This is a genomic window from Desulfovibrio sp. (genome assembly GCF_041907885.1).
Classification (GTDB): Bacteria; Desulfobacterota; Desulfovibrionia; order Desulfovibrionales; family Desulfovibrionaceae; genus Desulfovibrio.
In genome coordinates, this window is record NZ_JAYRGM010000008.1 from 36,657 (window position 1) to 52,846 (window position 16,190).

Annotated in this window: 17 protein-coding genes; 12 read left to right on the forward strand and 5 right to left on the reverse strand. The window is 56.7% G+C overall.

Translation table 11 applies throughout. The features are described 5' to 3' along the window. Window positions 1–22: 22 nt before the first annotated feature. The gene (locus ACE3NW_RS06280; protein WP_374281513.1) at window positions 23–565 is read right to left on the reverse strand and encodes an NADPH-dependent FMN reductase; all 543 of its coding nucleotides are present in this window, start codon (window positions 563–565) and stop codon (window positions 23–25) included. 180 nt (window positions 566–745) lie between these two features. After that, entirely contained in the window at window positions 746–1,153 is a 408-nt protein-coding gene (locus ACE3NW_RS06285) for a thioesterase family protein (protein ID WP_374281515.1), read from the reverse strand. 418 nt (window positions 1,154–1,571) lie between these two features. Here ACE3NW_RS06285 and ACE3NW_RS06290 point away from each other — a divergent pair, with 418 nt between their 5' ends. The 3 genes from ACE3NW_RS06290 to ACE3NW_RS06300 all read left to right on the forward strand — a co-directional run bounded on the left by ACE3NW_RS06290 (window position 1,572) and on the right by ACE3NW_RS06300 (window position 4,511). Then, the gene (locus tag ACE3NW_RS06290; protein ID WP_374281517.1) at window positions 1,572–2,669 is read left to right on the forward strand and encodes a DctP family TRAP transporter solute-binding subunit; all 1,098 of its coding nucleotides are present in this window, start codon (window positions 1,572–1,574) and stop codon (window positions 2,667–2,669) included. A gap of 63 nt (window positions 2,670–2,732) precedes the next feature. Then, window positions 2,733–3,203, forward strand: a complete 471-nt coding sequence (locus tag ACE3NW_RS06295; RefSeq protein WP_374281519.1) for a TRAP transporter small permease — start codon at window positions 2,733–2,735, stop codon at window positions 3,201–3,203. Between the two features lie 12 nt (window positions 3,204–3,215). Then, complete coding sequence (locus ACE3NW_RS06300; protein WP_374281521.1) at window positions 3,216–4,511, forward strand: TRAP transporter large permease; 1,296 nt, start codon at window positions 3,216–3,218, stop codon at window positions 4,509–4,511. Window positions 4,512–4,734: 223 nt separating this feature from the next. Here ACE3NW_RS06300 and ACE3NW_RS06305 read toward each other — a convergent pair whose 3' ends face one another. Both ACE3NW_RS06305 and ACE3NW_RS06310 read right to left on the reverse strand, forming a co-directional pair. Next, window positions 4,735–5,112: a hypothetical protein gene (locus ACE3NW_RS06305; RefSeq protein WP_374281523.1), complete on the reverse strand. Its 378-nt coding sequence runs from the start codon at window positions 5,110–5,112 to the stop codon at window positions 4,735–4,737. 346 nt (window positions 5,113–5,458) lie between these two features. Next, entirely contained in the window at window positions 5,459–5,965 is a 507-nt protein-coding gene (locus tag ACE3NW_RS06310) for a DUF721 domain-containing protein (RefSeq protein WP_374281525.1), read from the reverse strand. Window positions 5,966–6,090: 125 nt separating this feature from the next. On the opposite strand from ACE3NW_RS06310, the gene ACE3NW_RS06315 reads away from it, so the two are divergent. Continuing rightward, entirely contained in the window at window positions 6,091–7,014 is a 924-nt protein-coding gene (locus tag ACE3NW_RS06315) for an ArsR/SmtB family transcription factor (protein WP_374281527.1), read from the forward strand. Between the two features lie 123 nt (window positions 7,015–7,137). Next, window positions 7,138–8,559 (forward strand): adenosylhomocysteinase, encoded by a 1,422-nt coding sequence (ahcY, locus tag ACE3NW_RS06320; protein ID WP_374281529.1) that lies wholly within the window; start codon window positions 7,138–7,140, stop codon window positions 8,557–8,559. 179 nt (window positions 8,560–8,738) lie between these two features. Here ahcY and ACE3NW_RS06325 read toward each other — a convergent pair whose 3' ends face one another. Beyond that, window positions 8,739–9,431: a FadR/GntR family transcriptional regulator gene (locus ACE3NW_RS06325; RefSeq protein ID WP_374281531.1), complete on the reverse strand. Its 693-nt coding sequence runs from the start codon at window positions 9,429–9,431 to the stop codon at window positions 8,739–8,741. A 196-nt stretch (window positions 9,432–9,627) separates the two neighbouring features. Here ACE3NW_RS06325 and ACE3NW_RS06330 point away from each other — a divergent pair, with 196 nt between their 5' ends. From ACE3NW_RS06330 to ACE3NW_RS06360, 7 genes are all read left to right on the forward strand, one after another. Continuing rightward, a complete protein-coding gene (locus ACE3NW_RS06330) occupies window positions 9,628–10,431 on the forward strand; it encodes a transporter substrate-binding domain-containing protein (protein ID WP_374281533.1) in 804 nt (267 codons plus the stop codon). 195 nt (window positions 10,432–10,626) lie between these two features. Next, window positions 10,627–11,295, forward strand: a complete 669-nt coding sequence (locus ACE3NW_RS06335) for an amino acid ABC transporter permease (RefSeq protein ID WP_374281535.1) — start codon at window positions 10,627–10,629, stop codon at window positions 11,293–11,295. Further along, a complete protein-coding gene (locus tag ACE3NW_RS06340) occupies window positions 11,292–11,948 on the forward strand; it encodes an amino acid ABC transporter permease (protein WP_374281538.1) in 657 nt (218 codons plus the stop codon). The genes ACE3NW_RS06335 and ACE3NW_RS06340 overlap by 4 nt, the downstream gene beginning before the upstream one ends. After that, entirely contained in the window at window positions 11,929–12,657 is a 729-nt protein-coding gene (locus tag ACE3NW_RS06345; protein WP_374281540.1) for an amino acid ABC transporter ATP-binding protein, read from the forward strand. Before ACE3NW_RS06340 ends, ACE3NW_RS06345 begins: the two co-directional genes overlap by 20 nt. Window positions 12,658–12,773: 116 nt before the next feature. Further along, window positions 12,774–13,544 carry a (S)-ureidoglycine aminohydrolase gene (gene allE / locus ACE3NW_RS06350; RefSeq protein WP_374281542.1) on the forward strand — a complete coding sequence of 257 codons (771 nt, stop codon included), beginning with the start codon at window positions 12,774–12,776 and terminating at the stop codon, window positions 13,542–13,544. A gap of 27 nt (window positions 13,545–13,571) precedes the next feature. Then, on the forward strand, window positions 13,572–14,564 hold the full coding sequence (gene ilvC, locus ACE3NW_RS06355) for a ketol-acid reductoisomerase (protein WP_374281544.1): 993 nt from the start codon (window positions 13,572–13,574) through the stop codon (window positions 14,562–14,564). Window positions 14,565–14,665: 101 nt separating this feature from the next. Then, the gene (locus tag ACE3NW_RS06360) at window positions 14,666–15,901 is read left to right on the forward strand and encodes a Zn-dependent hydrolase (protein ID WP_374281546.1); all 1,236 of its coding nucleotides are present in this window, start codon (window positions 14,666–14,668) and stop codon (window positions 15,899–15,901) included. The last annotated feature ends 289 nt before the right edge of the window (window positions 15,902–16,190 follow it).

Consider the following 16,190-nt stretch of genomic DNA (forward strand, 5'->3'; position numbering starts at 1 on the left):
CGGCCACGGGGCCGGAGCAGAATTATTTGAGCCGCAACGTCCAGTCAGTCATAGCCTGCATGACCGCTGCCGCCTGTTTCACAAGTGCCTCGTCCTGCACATCGCCGTTGTCGGCAAAGGCGGGGGTAAAGGCATTGGAGAACAGCTCTGGCTTGTTCAGAACGTGCAGATTCAGGTATACGCAAACCTGACGCAGATGATACTGCGCGCGCGATGTGCCCATTCCCCCGCCAGCGCCCACGATGCAGACAGTTTTATCCGCAAGGGGCGCAAGGTCAGGCTCACGCGAAAGCCAGTCCAGCGCATTCTTCAGCGCCGGGGCCAAAGAATAGTTGTACTCAGGGCAGGCCAGAACCAGCCCGTCTGCGGCGCTGACCAGATCAACCAGCTTCTGCACCGCTACGGGCTTTTCCATATCTGCATTATAGAAAGGCAGCGCGGAAATATCCGCAATTTCAAGGCTCGCTCCCTGAGGAAGGTTGGCCGCGCAGCACCGCAAAAGCCCTGTATTGCGCGAGGCCTTGCGCAGGCTGCCCGAAATACCGACAAAGGTAACGTTTCCCATACACAGCTCCTTGAGGTTGTTCAGACACTAGCAGTTTACTGTGTTTTAATCCAAAAGCCCACAGCAAAACCGCTGGTTCACCGGCATGCTATGGTGCAGGCACGTGGCTCGACACCCGCTTCCATCACCAGAACATGCAGACAGAGGCGGGCGGCTGCACGCAATACATGCGCAACAAACCTATTGGGCCTGCCCCTTGGCACTGGCCCTGCTTTCAAACTTTGCCTTGTCCACTACCACGCGCTCGTGCGTGCCCTCGCCAATAAGGCCTGCCTCGTCGTGGGCGGAAACCCTGAAGCTCAAGCCCTTGCCGTTGGCAGAAACCGCCACAAGCTCGGCGCTAAAACGCACCTTCATACCCAGAGGGGTGGCGGCCACATGGCTCACGCTTATGCCGGTTCCCACGGTGGTCAGCCCTTCAGCCAGTGCAGCCTGGGCCACGTCCACGGCTGTTGCTTCCATCCATGCCACCATCATGGCTGTAGAAAAAACACAAACCTTGCCGCTGCCCACGCTGCTTGCCAGCATGGATTCCGTGACCGTTGTTTCCAGCGTGCCTGCCATACCTGGCTGCAATAGTGTACTCATTTTGCCTCGCTGCCGTATACTGTGTCTGTGCTGTACATTGCCACCAGCAATCTGAAGATCATATCTTATGGTGCATGATAAGATACTTGACCTCCCCTTTCAACGTGCCGTCAAACCATATTTTCTCAGCATCCGGCCACGCAACACCCCAAAAAATTCTGTACCATTCTGCGTAAGTCTGGCATAAATAAAGAAATACTCATTCGCGATCTTTATACCGAGGGTACCTTTCAGCGGCAACGCCCGGCCACAAGCCCCGCTGTAAAACCTGCCGGCGTCCATCGGCCCACAAGGCTGCCAAAGATCCCGCTATAACGGCAGAGCCGCCAATGCTGCAAAGAATTGGCGCTCATTCATGTTGCGCGCGCAGGCGTTGCAAGGTCTTGTTTGTTACCTTTTTTATGAGGAGACCGTGAATATGAAGGGATTTATGCGTTGGACCTGGGGCGTTGTGTTCGTGTGCCTGCTGTCAGCCGGGGCATTGCTTGCTTTCTCGCAAAGGGCTGATGCGGCCTACAAGGCAGAGTACAAACTCAGCGTTGTTCCTGGCGCCACCTCTGGCTGGGGCCTCACCGCTGCCCGTTTTGCAGAACTGGTCAACGAGCGTACCAATGGCCGCATAAACATCAAGGTCTATCCCTCCAGCCAGCTGCTGGCTGGCAAGCAGACCTCTGAATTTCTTATGCTGCGTAATGGTGCCATTGATTTTGCGCTGGCCTCGCCCATCAACTGGTCGCCCCAGATCAAGGAACTGAACCTCACGGCGCTGCCCTTTTTTATGGCCGTGCAGCCAGACCGCTACAAGGCAATAGATGCGGTTACCGCTGGCAAGTCAGGCGCAATGCTGATCGCAGCTGTCGAGCAAAAAGGCGTTAAATTTCTGGGATGGGGTGAAAACGGCTTCCGCGAAATGACCACAAGCAAAGGCCCCATAACCAAGCCCGAAGACATGCAGGGCCTCAAGATCCGCGTGGTTGGCAGCCCTATTTTTATTGATACTTTTAGGGCGCTTGGTGCAAATCCCGTCAACATGAACTGGGCAGAAGCCACCACAGGTTTTCAGCAGGGCGTTGTGGACGGTCAGGAAAACCCCACCAATGGCATCAATATTCCCCTGAAAATATGGGACTTCCACAAATTTCTCTGCGATTGGCACTATGTCATTGACCCGCTGATGCTGGGCATCAATCCCGTTGTGTGGTCGCAGTTTACCCCCGAAGACCAGAAGATTCTGCTTGCCTGCGCCAAAGAAATGGAGGCGTACAGCAAGGCTCTTTCCCGCCTTGGCATGGACGATGGCGCTTCTAAGGTCTATCTGGAAAAAATCGGCAAACTCCCCGAAATCACCGATCCCTATGCCTGCCTTGAACAGCACGGCATGGCTGTTACGCGCCTGACTCCAGAGCAGATTGCGCAGTTCCATGCGGCCACCAAGGCCGTGCGCGATGACTGGGCGGCCAAAATAGGGCCCGATCTGGTCAAGGCAGCTGAGCAGGATATGGCCGCAGCAAAATAGCATTAAAGCCCTCTCATGACGCTACTGGCCCATGAGGGGGCTTTTTCAGGGATGGGTACGAAGATGTGGAGTCTTTTGGACAAACGGTTTGAGGATCTGCTGGGTTCATTCATACTTGCCGTAATGGCAGTTATCGCCTTTATCAACGTGATAGTACGTTACTGCACTTCTTTTTCATTTGCCTGGACAGAAGAAATTACCATCAATTTTTTTGTCTGGATAACCATGCTTGGCACGGCCCGCGCCTTTCGTGAGGGGGGGCATCTGGGCATGACAGCGCTGTACGATTCGCTGCCCCTGCGCTATCGGCGCCTCTGCTACTGGGGCTCGGTATTGCTTGGAGTGTGTTTTTTGGGCGCCCTGTGCTGGACTGGCCTCACAGAGGTAATGGACGAAATTGATCTGGACGCCACCTCTGAGGCCCTGGGGATTCCTGTATGGTGGTACACAATCGCCACCCCGGCCTTTTCCCTGCTAATCATTTTCCGCATTGCGCAAAGGGCTTTTGAAGACCAGCGCACCAACAACTTTTAGGCGAGGGATACCATGGACGCACTGATTCACGACCCCGCTTTCTGGCTGTTGGCACTTTTTCTTATTCCCCTGCTTTTTCGCGTACCCATTGCCCTTGCGCTAGGTTTTTCTGCGCTTGCAGTGGTGTGGAAGTGGGATATGGGCGTCAACATGCTTTCCTACAATTTCTTTGCAGGAATTGCCAAGTTTCCGCTGCTTGCCATACCCTTCTTTATTCTGGCGGGATACATCATGGAACGGGCAGGCATAGCCGCCCGCATTGTAGCGCTTATGGAAGCCCTGGTGGGCTCCATGACCGGCGGTCTCGCCGTGGCCACTGTGGCCGTGGCCACATTTTGGGGTGCTGTCAGCGGTTCCGGGCCTGCCACCGTTGCAGCTCTGGGGCTCATTCTTATTCCCGGCATGGCCAAGGCTGGCTATAACAAGGCCTTTGCCACGGCTACCGTTTCCGTCACGTCCGGCCTTGCCATTGTCATTCCCCCCAGCATAGCCTTTATTGTGTATGGCGGCGTTGCGGATGTATCCGTACCGGCCCTGTTTGCAGCGGGCTTTGTACCGGGCGTTGTGGTGGCCATTTTTATAATGGGTGCGGTACTGCTTATCTCGCGCAAGCGCGGATACAAGGGCAAGCCTCGTCAGCAACCCGTTAGCAAGGCGCTGCGCGAAGCATTTTGGGGCATCATGACCCCGGTTGTTATTCTTGGCGGGATTTATGGCGGCGTTTTCACCCCTACAGAGGCTGCCGCTGTGGCCATATTCTACGGCCTTTTTGTGGGTGTATTTATTTACCGCACCATTAATAGCTTTGAAATTATTATCGAAATTCTCACAGAAACTGCCAAGGGCACTGCGATAGTCATGATTGTGGTCACCTGCGCAGGCCTGTACTCGTGGGTTGGTTCAGCCGTTGGCCTGGTTGAAAAATGTTCTGGCGTATTGCTTGGCGTGTCCAACACCCCCTGGATAGTGCTGCTGATGATCAACATCATCCTGCTGTTTGCAGGCATGCTGCTGGACGCCATTTCCATCTACTATGTTTTTCTGCCCTTCATGTTGCCCATTGTCAGCCACTTTCAGTGGGATCCTGTCTGGTTTGGCATCATGATGACAATCAACCTCGCCGTTGGTCAGGTTACGCCGCCTGTGGCCGTAAACCTTTATGTTGGTGCCAAGATCAGCGGCCTCACCATGGAGCAGATCAGCAAGGAGGCCTTGCCGCTTATTGGGGCAGCCCTGCTTGCTCTGGCCGTCATAACGGCCTTCCCCTCCATCACGACCTTTGTTCCCAAAATGCTGGGCCTGTACTGATCGGCGGCATTGCCCGACGATATTACCCGGTAGTATTTATTGACAAGCATCCCGACCGCAACTTCTTGCTGCGGTCGGGATGCTTGCGTACAGGGCTCGGCCCATCACACCCTGCCCCTGGGCCATGACCCACGAAAATGAAAAAGCCCTCTCAAGGAGGGCCATTTCATGTGGAGGTTGCTGTTGCCAGCGCACCAGCGCCAGCAGCGGCTATATGGAAATATCAGGCATTGGCTGCCTTGAGCATTTCTTCAACCATAGAGAGCGAGGGGGTCGCGCCAGAATCGAGCCCGCACAAACCGCGCACGGCCAGCATGAGCATGTCAAACTGAAGGGCCATTTCGGTAGCGCCATTGTGGATAACGCACACATCGCCGCGCATGAACAGCTTGTACGCGTGGCGGCTGCGTTCGGGCCCGCTGGAACGGACAATGTAGTAAATCTGCTCGTTGTTTTCAGTCACATAGAGCTTTTGGCGGGTCAGTGTACCCTGCGATTCATCGTACCATGAGCATTCTGAAAACAGACGGCCACTAAAAACAAAATCGCAGCCATTGTCCTGTTTCAGGCAAATGTCTTCCATGGTTTTCTGCGCGTCCATGCATTATCCTCCGCAGGGTCTGACCAAACAGTGGTCGCAAAAATCCCCAAACAACGTGGGGGAAAACTAGCACTGCACCAGAAGCGTTGTCAATAAAGCGCAGCAAATGAACAACAAAATCGCATGCACAAACAGCAAACAATATTCCTAACAATTTAATTTATTTGATTAAAAAAGATATGTTTTCTTTTGCGGTTCGCTGTTTTCCAACCAACTCCAGCCCTAGGGCCAACGCACTCCAAGGCAGCCACGCCCGCCGTTTTTTTTTGCAAAACACCCAATGCAGCTTGGCGCATTGCGGTTGCGGCAAAAACCAGAATCCATATGTAACAATGTGTAATATATATTATTTTTGCTGGCGCAGGCGCACAAAACGGGCATAGGCACGCGCCACAGGCGATGAGGGGTCCATGGCCTCAAGATAAAGGCCGTGCGCCTCTGGTGGTTCTGGCCTTGCAGGCCTGGCGGGCCGGATTGGGGCTGAAGTACGAACTGCCGTTTTGTCCAGCCCGGCCTTGCCCATGAGCAGGCTGACCTTGATGGCGCTGAAAAATGGCTGCTCCATAAAGGCATTAACCCTCTCCAGAATTTCATCGGCCATAAGGTGAAGCTCTTGCGCCAGCATGGCATCTTCTGCCCCAATAAGCAAAAGATCACGATGATGGCCCATGGGACGCGCCAACGGGGCCAGGTCTGGCCCCATAACCATGTCCCAGTTGAGCCAAAGCTGCTGCAACCGCGCTCTGGCCGCTCCTTGCTCTGGGGCTGCGCCAAGCCCTGCCAGCACTGTGGTCATAACCTCCATGACAGGTACGGGCTGCGCATCCTTTTGGCGCTTGCGAAATACTGCCATCTCGGCTCCAGGCATTGTTGGGTGCGGGTGCGACGGACGCCAAACTGCGTGCGCACAACGAACATATTGACTATATGCGGATATGTTGATACTTAAATCAATCAAATTTGATTTACGGGAATACCATGGCACTTCTATTTTTCAAGGCTCTCTCTGACGAAACACGTCTGCGGCTTGTGCACATCTTGCTGCATTACGAACTCTCGGTCAACGAGCTGGTCAGCATACTCGATATGGGTCAGTCGCGGGTTTCGCGCCACCTCAAGATACTCACCGAGGCCGGGCTGCTTACCTCGCGGCGTGATGGATTATGGGTTTTTTATGCCACCTCCCGCTCTGGCGAAGAACGCGAATTTTTGCGTGCCATCACGCCTTTTATCCATCCCGATGTCGCCATGCGCTCAGACCTCAACATGGCCGCCCAGATACTGGAAGAACGCGCCCTCAAGACCCGCCAGTTCTTTAACGCCATTGCGGAAGACTGGGACGAGCTGAATCGCGAAGTGCTCGGAACATTTGATCTTTCTGAAGCGGTGTGTGAAGCCGTGCCCCAAGACTGCGGAACAGCGGTGGATCTTGGTTGCGGAACGGGCGGGGTGCTGGCCCGCATGCTGCCGAGGGTGCGTGGGCTTATTGGCGTGGACGGCTCTGCCCGCATGCTTGAAATATGCCGCCGCCGCTTTACACCCGAAGACCTGGCCGCTGACCGTGTTTCGTTGCGTATAGGCGAGCTGAGCCACCTGCCCCTGCGCGACCACGAGGCAGACTTTGCCTGCATCAACCTTGTGCTGCACCATCTTTCCGACCCGGCAGAAGGCCTGCGCGAAATTCGCCGCATCATGGCCATGGGCGGCAGGCTCTTTGTGGCCGATTTTCTGCGCCACGCGGATGAAACCATGCGCAACCGCTACGGTGACCGCTGGCTTGGCTTTGACGAGCAGCAACTGGGCGAAGACCTGGCCGCTGCGGGTTTCAGGGTTTTGCACTGCAAGCACATGCCGGTAGACCGCAACATGACCCTGCTGCTGTTGAGCGCAGAGGCCTGCTGACAGAACATGCTGACAAAAGCATACTGGCAGAAACATTTTCACAGAAGCATGCCAGCAATGGCTGCGCCAAGTTCGTTCCACACCTACCAATAACGACAACAAAATTGCAGATAGGAGAATACCATGATCAAGCCCCTCGACCTTAGCCTGGATTATAAAGTCGCCGACATGTCGCAGGCCGACTTTGGCAAAAAAGAAATGCAGCTTTCCGAGCGCGAAACCCCCGGCCTGATGGAATGCATCAAAAAATACGGCCCCACCAAACCCCTCAAGGGGCTCAAGGTCACGGGCTCGCTGCACATGACCATTCAGACGGCCATGCTTATCAAGACCCTGCACGCCCTTGGCGCTGACATTCGCTGGGCTTCCTGCAACATTTTTTCCACTCAGGATCATGCCGCAGCAGCCATTGCCGAAACCGGCATGGCCAAGGTTTTTGCCTGGAAGGGCGAAACCCTTGAAGACTACTGGTGGTGCACCGAGATGGCCCTTACCTGGCCCGACGGCAGCGGCCCCGACCTTATCGTGGACGACGGCGGCGACGCCACCCTGCTCATCCACAAGGGTGTTGAGGCCGAGGACGACCCCTCCATCCTTGACCAGCCCACCGACAACAAGGAATTTCAGTGCATCCTTGACCGCCTCAAGCTGCGCCTCAAGGAAGACCCGCAGCACTGGCACAAGGTTGCCGCCAAGGTAAAGGGCGTTTCGGAAGAGACCACCACCGGCGTACACCGCCTGTACCAGCTCGAAGCCGCCGGAACCCTGCTGTTCCCCGCCATCAATGTCAACGACTCAGTCACCAAGTCCAAGTTCGACAACCTGTACGGCTGCCGCGAATCGCTGGCCGACGGTATCAAGCGCGCCACCGACATCATGGTGGCTGGCAAGGTGGTTGTGGTTGTGGGCTACGGCGATGTGGGCAAGGGCTGCGCCCAGTCCATGCGCGGCTTTGGCGCGCGCGTGCTGGTTACCGAAATCGACCCCATCTGCGCCCTTCAGGCTGCCATGGAAGGCTATGAAGTCACCACGATTGAAAACGCCCTGCCCCAGGGTGACATCTACGTGACCTGCACCGGCAACTACCACGTTATCACCGGCGCGCACATGGAGGCCATGAAGGACGAGGCCATTGTGTGCAACATCGGTCACTTCGACAGCGAAATCGAGATGTCCTACCTCGAAAACACCCCCGGCATCACCTGCCTGAACATCAAGCCGCAGGTGGACAAGTGGACGCTCAAATCTGGACGCAGCATCATCGTGCTGGCCGAGGGCCGTCTGGTAAACCTTGGCTGCGCCACCGGCCATGCCAGCTTTGTCATGTCCAACAGCTTTACCAACCAAACCCTTGCCCAGCTCAAGCTTGCCTCCGAAAAGCTTGAAAACAAGGTCTACACCCTGCCCAAGGAACTGGACGAAGAAGTGGCGCGCCTGCATCTGGAACGCCTGGGCGTCAAGCTCACCAAGCTCACCCCCGAACAGGCCGACTACATTGGCGTGAAGGTCGAGGGCCCTTACAAGCCTTCCCACTACCGCTACTAGGCCGTAGCATACAGCTTGCGTAAAAGCCGGGGCAGACCATTGCGGTTTGCCCCGGCTTTTTATTTATACATACAGGCTAATTACGACAAAAATCTTGCGTTATTGCGCACCTTTTGCAGCCTGGCAGACCTGTTCTCCGTCTGCATGTTGGCCTTGCCTGTCCATTGGCCGCAGGCCTGCTACCACGCGGTAATGCGCACGCCAGCTCTGCCAGCAGTGGCGATGACGTGCTCTTCCATGGCCCTGCGCGCTCCGTGCGGGTCGCGCAGGCGTAAATGTTCCAGCAGCGATTCGTGCTCACTCATGGTATCCCGCAGCCCTTCCTGATTGGAAAATGGCAAACGCTGGCTTTCGGAAAAAAGATCAAAAAACGGGCGCATGACATCAATAAAAAAGGGATTGTTGGCCGCCTCGATCATCTGGCTATGAAAGGCAAAGTCGAGCTGCGAAAAGTGCAGCACGTCGCCCCGCACACCGGCCTGCCGCATTTCGTCCATCATGGCCGCCATGTCGTCAATCTGGGCCTGCGTGGCGTTAAGGGCCACAAGCGCCGCTATGGCAGGCTCTATGGCGTGCCTGAACTGATATATCTGCGTTTCCTTGCCCGCAATGAACGAGCGGTCAGACCGCCGCGAGGCTGCTGGCGGGCTTTCCTGGGCGCGGGTGTACAAAAATACGCCCTTGCCCGGCAAAATGCTCACCTTGCCCATGGTTTCCAGAACAACCAGCGCCTCACGCACGGTGGGGCGGCTGACGCCCAGCGATTCTGCCAGAGCACGCTGCGGGGGCAGCTTGTGCCCCTCTTGCCAGTTATTGGCCTGAATCATCGAAAGAATGCTTTCCGCAGCTTCTTCAGAACTTGATTTCCACATTTTAGTAGAATTTTCTACTTTTCCTTGTATTTTTGCATACATAATTTCCACCAATTTGTAGATTGATTTTTTCTCTTTTTTCCACATTGACAAATTTGTAGAAACAGAGCAATCATTTTTTTACCGGTCTTACCAGATACCAACCAAAATGTGGATATTGGCCGGACTCACTTCAACATTTTCTTCGGGGGACGTCATGCAAAACTTTTTCAGCCGCCTTGGTTTCACACTGGCCGTCTTGCTGCTGACAGCAGCCCTGCCCTACGCTACGGGCGCACAGGCAGCCGACAACACACTGGAAACAATCAAAAAATCTGGCGTGCTGGCGGTGGCCGTTCCGCAGGACTTCCCCCCATTTGGCTCTGTGGGTTCCGACATGCAACCCGTGGGCTACGACATTGATACCGCCCGGCTGATCGCAAAAAGCCTGGGCGTCAAGGTCAAGCTTGTGCCGGTTACCAGCACCAACCGCATTCCCTACCTTACCACGGGCAAGGTGGATCTGGTCATCTCATCGCTGGGCAAAAATGCCGAGCGCGAAAAAGCCATTGATTTTTCCGCAGCATACGCACCTTTCTTCAACGGAGTTTTTGGCCCGGCCGACCTTGCTGTTGCCAAGGCCGAAGACCTGGCCGGCAAAACCATAGCCGTTACCCGTGGCGCGGTGGAAGACATGGAGCTGACCAAGATCGCGCCCGCGTCAACAGAGATACGCCGGTTTGAAGACAACAGCTCAACCATCGCCGCCTACCTTTCGGGCCAAGTACAGCTTGTGGCCACGGGCAATGTGGTGGCGGCTTCCATCAGCGCCCAAAAGCCCGCCAAACAGCTGGAAGTCAAATTTCGCATCAAGAACTCGCCCTGCTATATAGGCCTGAACAAAAACCAGCCCGAACTGCAAGCCGCCGTTAACGAAATCATCGCCCAGGCAAAAAAAGACGGACAGCTTGAGGCCATTGCGCAAACATGGCTGCACACCTCACTTCCGCAGGATTTTTAAAATACCGCTGGCAGTTGTCTGGCGAAAAGCGCCAAGAAAACGAGACTGCCACCTTACCGGTCTGACCGCAACGTCATAACGGTAAGCCAGACGCGTAGCAACCATGTGGACGAGCGCTGGCACGGCCCGGCCGCCGCCAGCACCACATGCAGGAAACGGTCACCAAACCGGTGACCGCCTGTGGGGAGAACAGCCATGGCCTATCAGTTTACCTTCGAGCCCATAGCGGCAAACTGGCCATTGCTGGTTCAGGGAGCAGCACTGACGCTGGTTCTTACGGCTGTCAGTGCAACAGTGGGCCTTGCCGTAGGAATATTGGGCGCGGTTTCGCGCGAGTGGCGGCTGCCCTTTCTGCACCCGATATTTACGGTCTATGTGGAATGCATTCGCAACACGCCCTTTATCGTGCAGCTGTACTTTATCTACTTTGGCCTGCCCGCTCTTGGGGTGCGCCTCAACGGATGGGAAGCCTCCGTGCTGGCTATGGTTGTCAACCTTGGGGCGTACTCCACCGAAATCATTCGGGCTGGCGTGGCAGCTGTGCCCAGGGGACTTATCGAAGCCGCCGATTCACTGGCCATGAGCCGCTGGCAGTGCCTGCGCCATGTCATTTTGCGCCCGGCGCTCAAAACCGTGTGGCCTGCCCTGTGCAGCCAGATTGTCATAGTCATGCTGGGGTCTTCTGTCTGTTCGCAGATCGCCGCAGAAGAGCTGACCTTTGAGGCAAACCTGATCCAGAGCCGCACCTTCCGCGCCTTTGAGGTCTACCTTACAAGCACGCTTATGTACCTTGCCCTGGCCGTGGCCGTGCGCAAGAGCCTGCAAGCCTTTGGCAAATACTACATCCGCAGGGGGCGCGCATGATCAGCTTTACCCTTTGGGACATGATACGCCATCTGCTTGCTGGCGCAGGCTGGACAATACTGCTCTCTGGCATAGCCTTTGTTCTGGGCGGGCCCATGGGCCTGCTGATACTGTTTGTGCGCATATCGCCCAAGGTGCAGTTTCAGGCTCTTGCCAAAACCTACATCGAGTTTTTTCAGGATACCCCGCTGCTCATGCAGTTTTTTCTCATCTTTTTCGGGCTGGCCCTGTTTGGCGTTGATATTTCGCCCTTGGCCGCCGCCACGCTGGGCCTCACGTTTTTTACCAGCGCGTACCTGGCCGAAATCTGGCGCGGATGTGTGGAAGCATTGCCCAAGGGTCAGTGGGAGGCATCGGCATGCCTTGCCATGAACCGCCGCGAGCAACTGCGCTACGTCATTCTGCCCCAGGCTTTGCGCATAGCCATCCCCCCGACTGTGGGCTTTTCGGTACAGGTAGTGAAAGGCACGGCTGTGGCCTCCATCATCGGCTTTATGGAAATAACCAAAACCGGAACCATGATCGCCAACGCAACATTCAAGCCGCTGCTTGTGTATGGCCTTGTGGCTGTGGGCTATTTTTTGATGTGCTATCCGCTGTCGGCCTTTGCCCGGCGTATTGAAAGGAGGCTCCATGCCACTGGTCGTCGTTGACGAACTGCACAAGCAGTTTGGTGAAACCAAGGTGCTGCGTGGGGTGAACCTCACGGTGGAAGAAGGCGACGTTGTGGCCGTTATTGGCCGCAGCGGATCGGGTAAAAGCACATTTTTGCGCATTCTTAACGGGCTGGAAACCTTTGATGCGGGCATTGTCAAAATCGACGGCGACCGCGTCAGCGGGCTGGAAAACGATCTGCGGCCCCTGCGGCTCAAGGTGGGCATGGTTTTTCAGCAGTTCAACCTCTTTCCGCACCTTACGGCTGGCGAAAACGTTATGCTCGCACCGCGCATTGTCAAAAGTGAGCCAGAGGCCGAGGTGCGCGCCCTGGCCGCCGAAATGCTCGCCAGGGTGGGCCTTGCCGACAAGTTCAACGCCTTTCCCGATCAGCTTTCCGGCGGGCAGCAGCAGCGCGTGGCCATTGCCCGCGCGCTGGCCATGCGGCCCAAGATGCTGCTGTGTGACGAAATCACCTCGGCCCTGGACCCGGAACTGGTGGGCGAAGTGCTTGAAGTGGTGCGCAAGCTGGCTGCCGAAGGCATGACCCTGATCATGGTCACCCACGAAATGCGCTTTGCGCGCGAGGTGGGCAACAAGCTGGTGTTCATGCACCAGGGCAAGGTTCACGAGGCCGGGGCCCCCAAGGCGCTTTTTGCCAACCCCGCCACACCCGAACTTGCTTCGTTCATTCAGACGGTAGGCTGATCTTTTTGAGCAATTTATTGTGAAATTGCTCCGGCGTCCGCACTGCGGCCGCCCGTTGCGGAGACCGGGCTGTTCCCGGCCTGAGCACATAACCTGAATCTGCTCCAGGAGGACACATGGCTTATCCAGAGGGTTTGCTGAAAACACGGGCGGTTATTCGCCCCGGCGAATATGCGGTCATTCCGCCCGAAGGCCGGGTGCGCAATGTCATTCCCGGCATCGAGGGCTGCACCATGTCCATCATTGCCTCGCCCAAGCTAGGCGCAAGCTTTGTGCAGTATGTGGGCACGGCCCTGCCCGGCGGGGGCACGGTTGCCCCCTTTGCGCAGGAACCGGGCGTGGAGGCCTTTTTGTATGTCATGGACGGCGCGGGGGCGCTGACCGCCGCCACCTGCGGGCAAAGCGAAGTGCTGTCCCCCGGCGGCTACGTGTTTTCACCCGCAGGCAAGGGGCTTGTTTTCAGCAATACCACCAATGCCCCGGTGCGCTTTCTGCTCTACAAGCAGCGCTACACCGCCCTGCCCGGCCACGAGGCCGAAGCCGTGTTTGGCAATACCGCAACAATGGAAGAACGCATCTACGAAGACATGGCCAACGTGTTCATACGCGATCTGCTGCCCACACACCTTGGCTTTGACATGAACATGCACACGCTCAGCTTTGAACCCGCAGGCTGCCACCCCTTTGTGGAAACCCACGTGCAGGAGCACGGGGCCTACCTGCTGGAGGGCGAAGGTATCTACCTGCTGGGGGCCGAGTGGATTCAGGTGCAGAAGGAAGACTTTATCTTCTTTGGCCCCTACACCCCGCAGGCAGTGTACGCCACCGGCAGGGGCAGACTTACCTACATCTATTCCAAAGACTGCAACCGCGACGTGGCCCTGTAGCCCGCCGCTCACCAATAAGGATTCATCATGTCACAGTTTGGCGAAATTTACCGGGATGAAGACGTCGATATTTCAGTGCTTGAGGGCAAGACCATAGCCATCATCGGCTATGGCAGCCAGGGCAAGGCCCAGGGCAAAAGCCTGCGCGACAGCGGCATCAACGTGATTATTGGCGTGGGCGACCGCACCGTTCACAATAGCTGGAAAGACGCCGAGGCCGACGGCTTTGCCGTGTACGACATCGAGGAAGCCGTTAAAAAGGCCGACATCGTTCACATTCTGCTGCAAGACCCGGCGCAGCCCGCCGTGTATTATTCTTCCATCCACGCCCACCTGCGCCCCGGCCAGACCCTCAGCTTTGCGCACGGTTTTGCCATTCTTTACGGTACCATCAAGCCGCCCAGGGATGTGGACGTGATACTGTTTGTGCCCAACGGCCCAGGCCCCGTGGTGCGCCGCAAGTTCAAGGAAGGCTCGGGCATCTACGGCGCTGTGGCTGTGGATCAGGATGCCAGCGGCCATGCCGCCGCCACGGCCCTTGCCATTGCCAAGGGCGTGGGCAGCACCCGCGTGGGAACCATCAAGCTGTCGTTCCAGCACGAAACCGAGGGCGACAACTTTGAAGAACAGGTGCTCTACGGCGGGGCCATCCAGCTCATGCGCTCCATTTATAAGGTCATGACCGACAACGGCTACCCCGCCTCCTTTGCCTATGCCAAGGCCGTGCGCTCCATCCGTTCCATCATCGACGATATCGACAAAGTGGGTATCGAAGAATACCTCACTCGCCGGGCCAGCCGCACCTGCGAATTCGCCGTGCGCACCTCTGGCCCGCGCGTGATCAACGAAGACGCCATCCAGCAGATTTTTGAAGAGACGGAAAAAGGCATCTTTGCCCGCAACTGGCTGGCCGAATTCAATCTGGGCATGCCCACCCTCAACCGCATGCGCCGCACCTGGGCCGATTCGGACATGGAACGCACCGGCAAACTGTTCCGCGACAAATTCGGCATGTCATAGGGAGCCCAACCCTGGAAGGGGGAAGTGTCCCACTGGCGGGGTTCGGTAGCAGGCCGTTCCCCGCCCCACAATGCGGTAAAGCACTAAGGAAGGAAAAACGCATGAACAGTGTGCGTGTGAACATGGCGCGGCTGCAAAACCGCATGGAAGCGATCTCTGCCTTTGGCGCAACCGCTGGCGGCGGGGTCACCCGGCTGGCCCTTTCCGATGCCGACAGGGACGCGCGGCAGCAGCTTTGCGCATGGCTGGCTGAGCTGGGCTGCGAAATCCATGTGGACGCCATGGGCAACATTTTTGGCGTACTGCCCGGCAAGGACAGAAGCCTGCCCCCGGTGATGACAGGCTCGCACGGCGATTCTCAGCCCCTTGGCGGGCGCTTTGACGGCATGCTTGGCGTTGTGGCTGGCGTGGAAGTGGTAAACGCCCTGCGCGATGCCGGCATTACCCTTTTGCGTGACCTTGTGGTGGCCGACTGGACCAACGAGGAAGGCTCACGCTTTACCCCCGGCTGCACTGGCTCTGGCGTGTGGGCTGGCAAACTTGAGCAGCAGGCCATGTACGCCCTCACGGATCAAAAAGGTATCTGCCTTGGCGATGAACTTGCCCGCATCGGCTACCGGGGAGATTCCTGCTATTTTCCTCGCCCGGTGCATGCTGCCTTTGAGCTGCATATAGAGCAGGGGCCGGTGCTGGAAGAAAAACACATGCCCATCGGCCTGCCACAGGGCATAGTGTGCCTGCGCTGGTACAATGTGCGCGTACAGGGCGTACCCAACCATGCCGGGCCCACGCCCATGGGCAACAGGCACGACGCTGTGTACGCCTTTTCGCTCATGGCGGCGCGTATTTTTGAAATCGCCCACAATTCCGGCCAGGTGGTGGCAACGGTGGGCGAGATACACGCCTCGCCCAATTCGCGCAACGTTATTGCCGGGGACGTGCAGTTTACCATCGACGTGCGCGGCTGGGACGAAGCCGCCACCGACGAGGTCTGCCAACACATCGAGACGGCACTTGCCGAGGCCGCCCAGCAGGCGGGCTGTCAGGTGATGCCCGAACGTATCTGGCAGGTTTCACGCGTACCCTTTGATCAGCGCCTGCGCGAAATGGTGCGCGAAGCATCTTCCGGGCTTGGGCTGCCCTGCCTGGACATGGTTTCTGGGGCCTCGCACGACATGATCTACATTGCCCAGGTAGTGCCCGGGGCCATGATTTTTGTGCCCAGCATCGGCGGGCGCAGCCATGCCGAGGTTGAGAACACCACCTGGCAGGACTGTGCAGCGGGCACAGATGTGCTGCTGCAATGCCTGCTGCGCGCGGGCAACGAAGCAGACTAAGCCGACTACGGCGTGCAGCAAACACCTGTTTCACACGCCAGCATTGAGCACCGTGCATATACGGCCCTGCGCAGGCAGACCACACACATGAATTTCCGTCACTTTCTCAGGCCGGGGCATGCCATGCCCCGGCCTTCATTGTTTCACCCGCCATTATCACGGTTGATAAATTTTCGTGCTTTATATTTTTGTATTAATGCACATACTTATAAAATTTTCGAATTCTTACTTGGCAAATAATCAATTAAAATGGAGTTATCCAACCACATCAGCATATTTTTAACGCTAA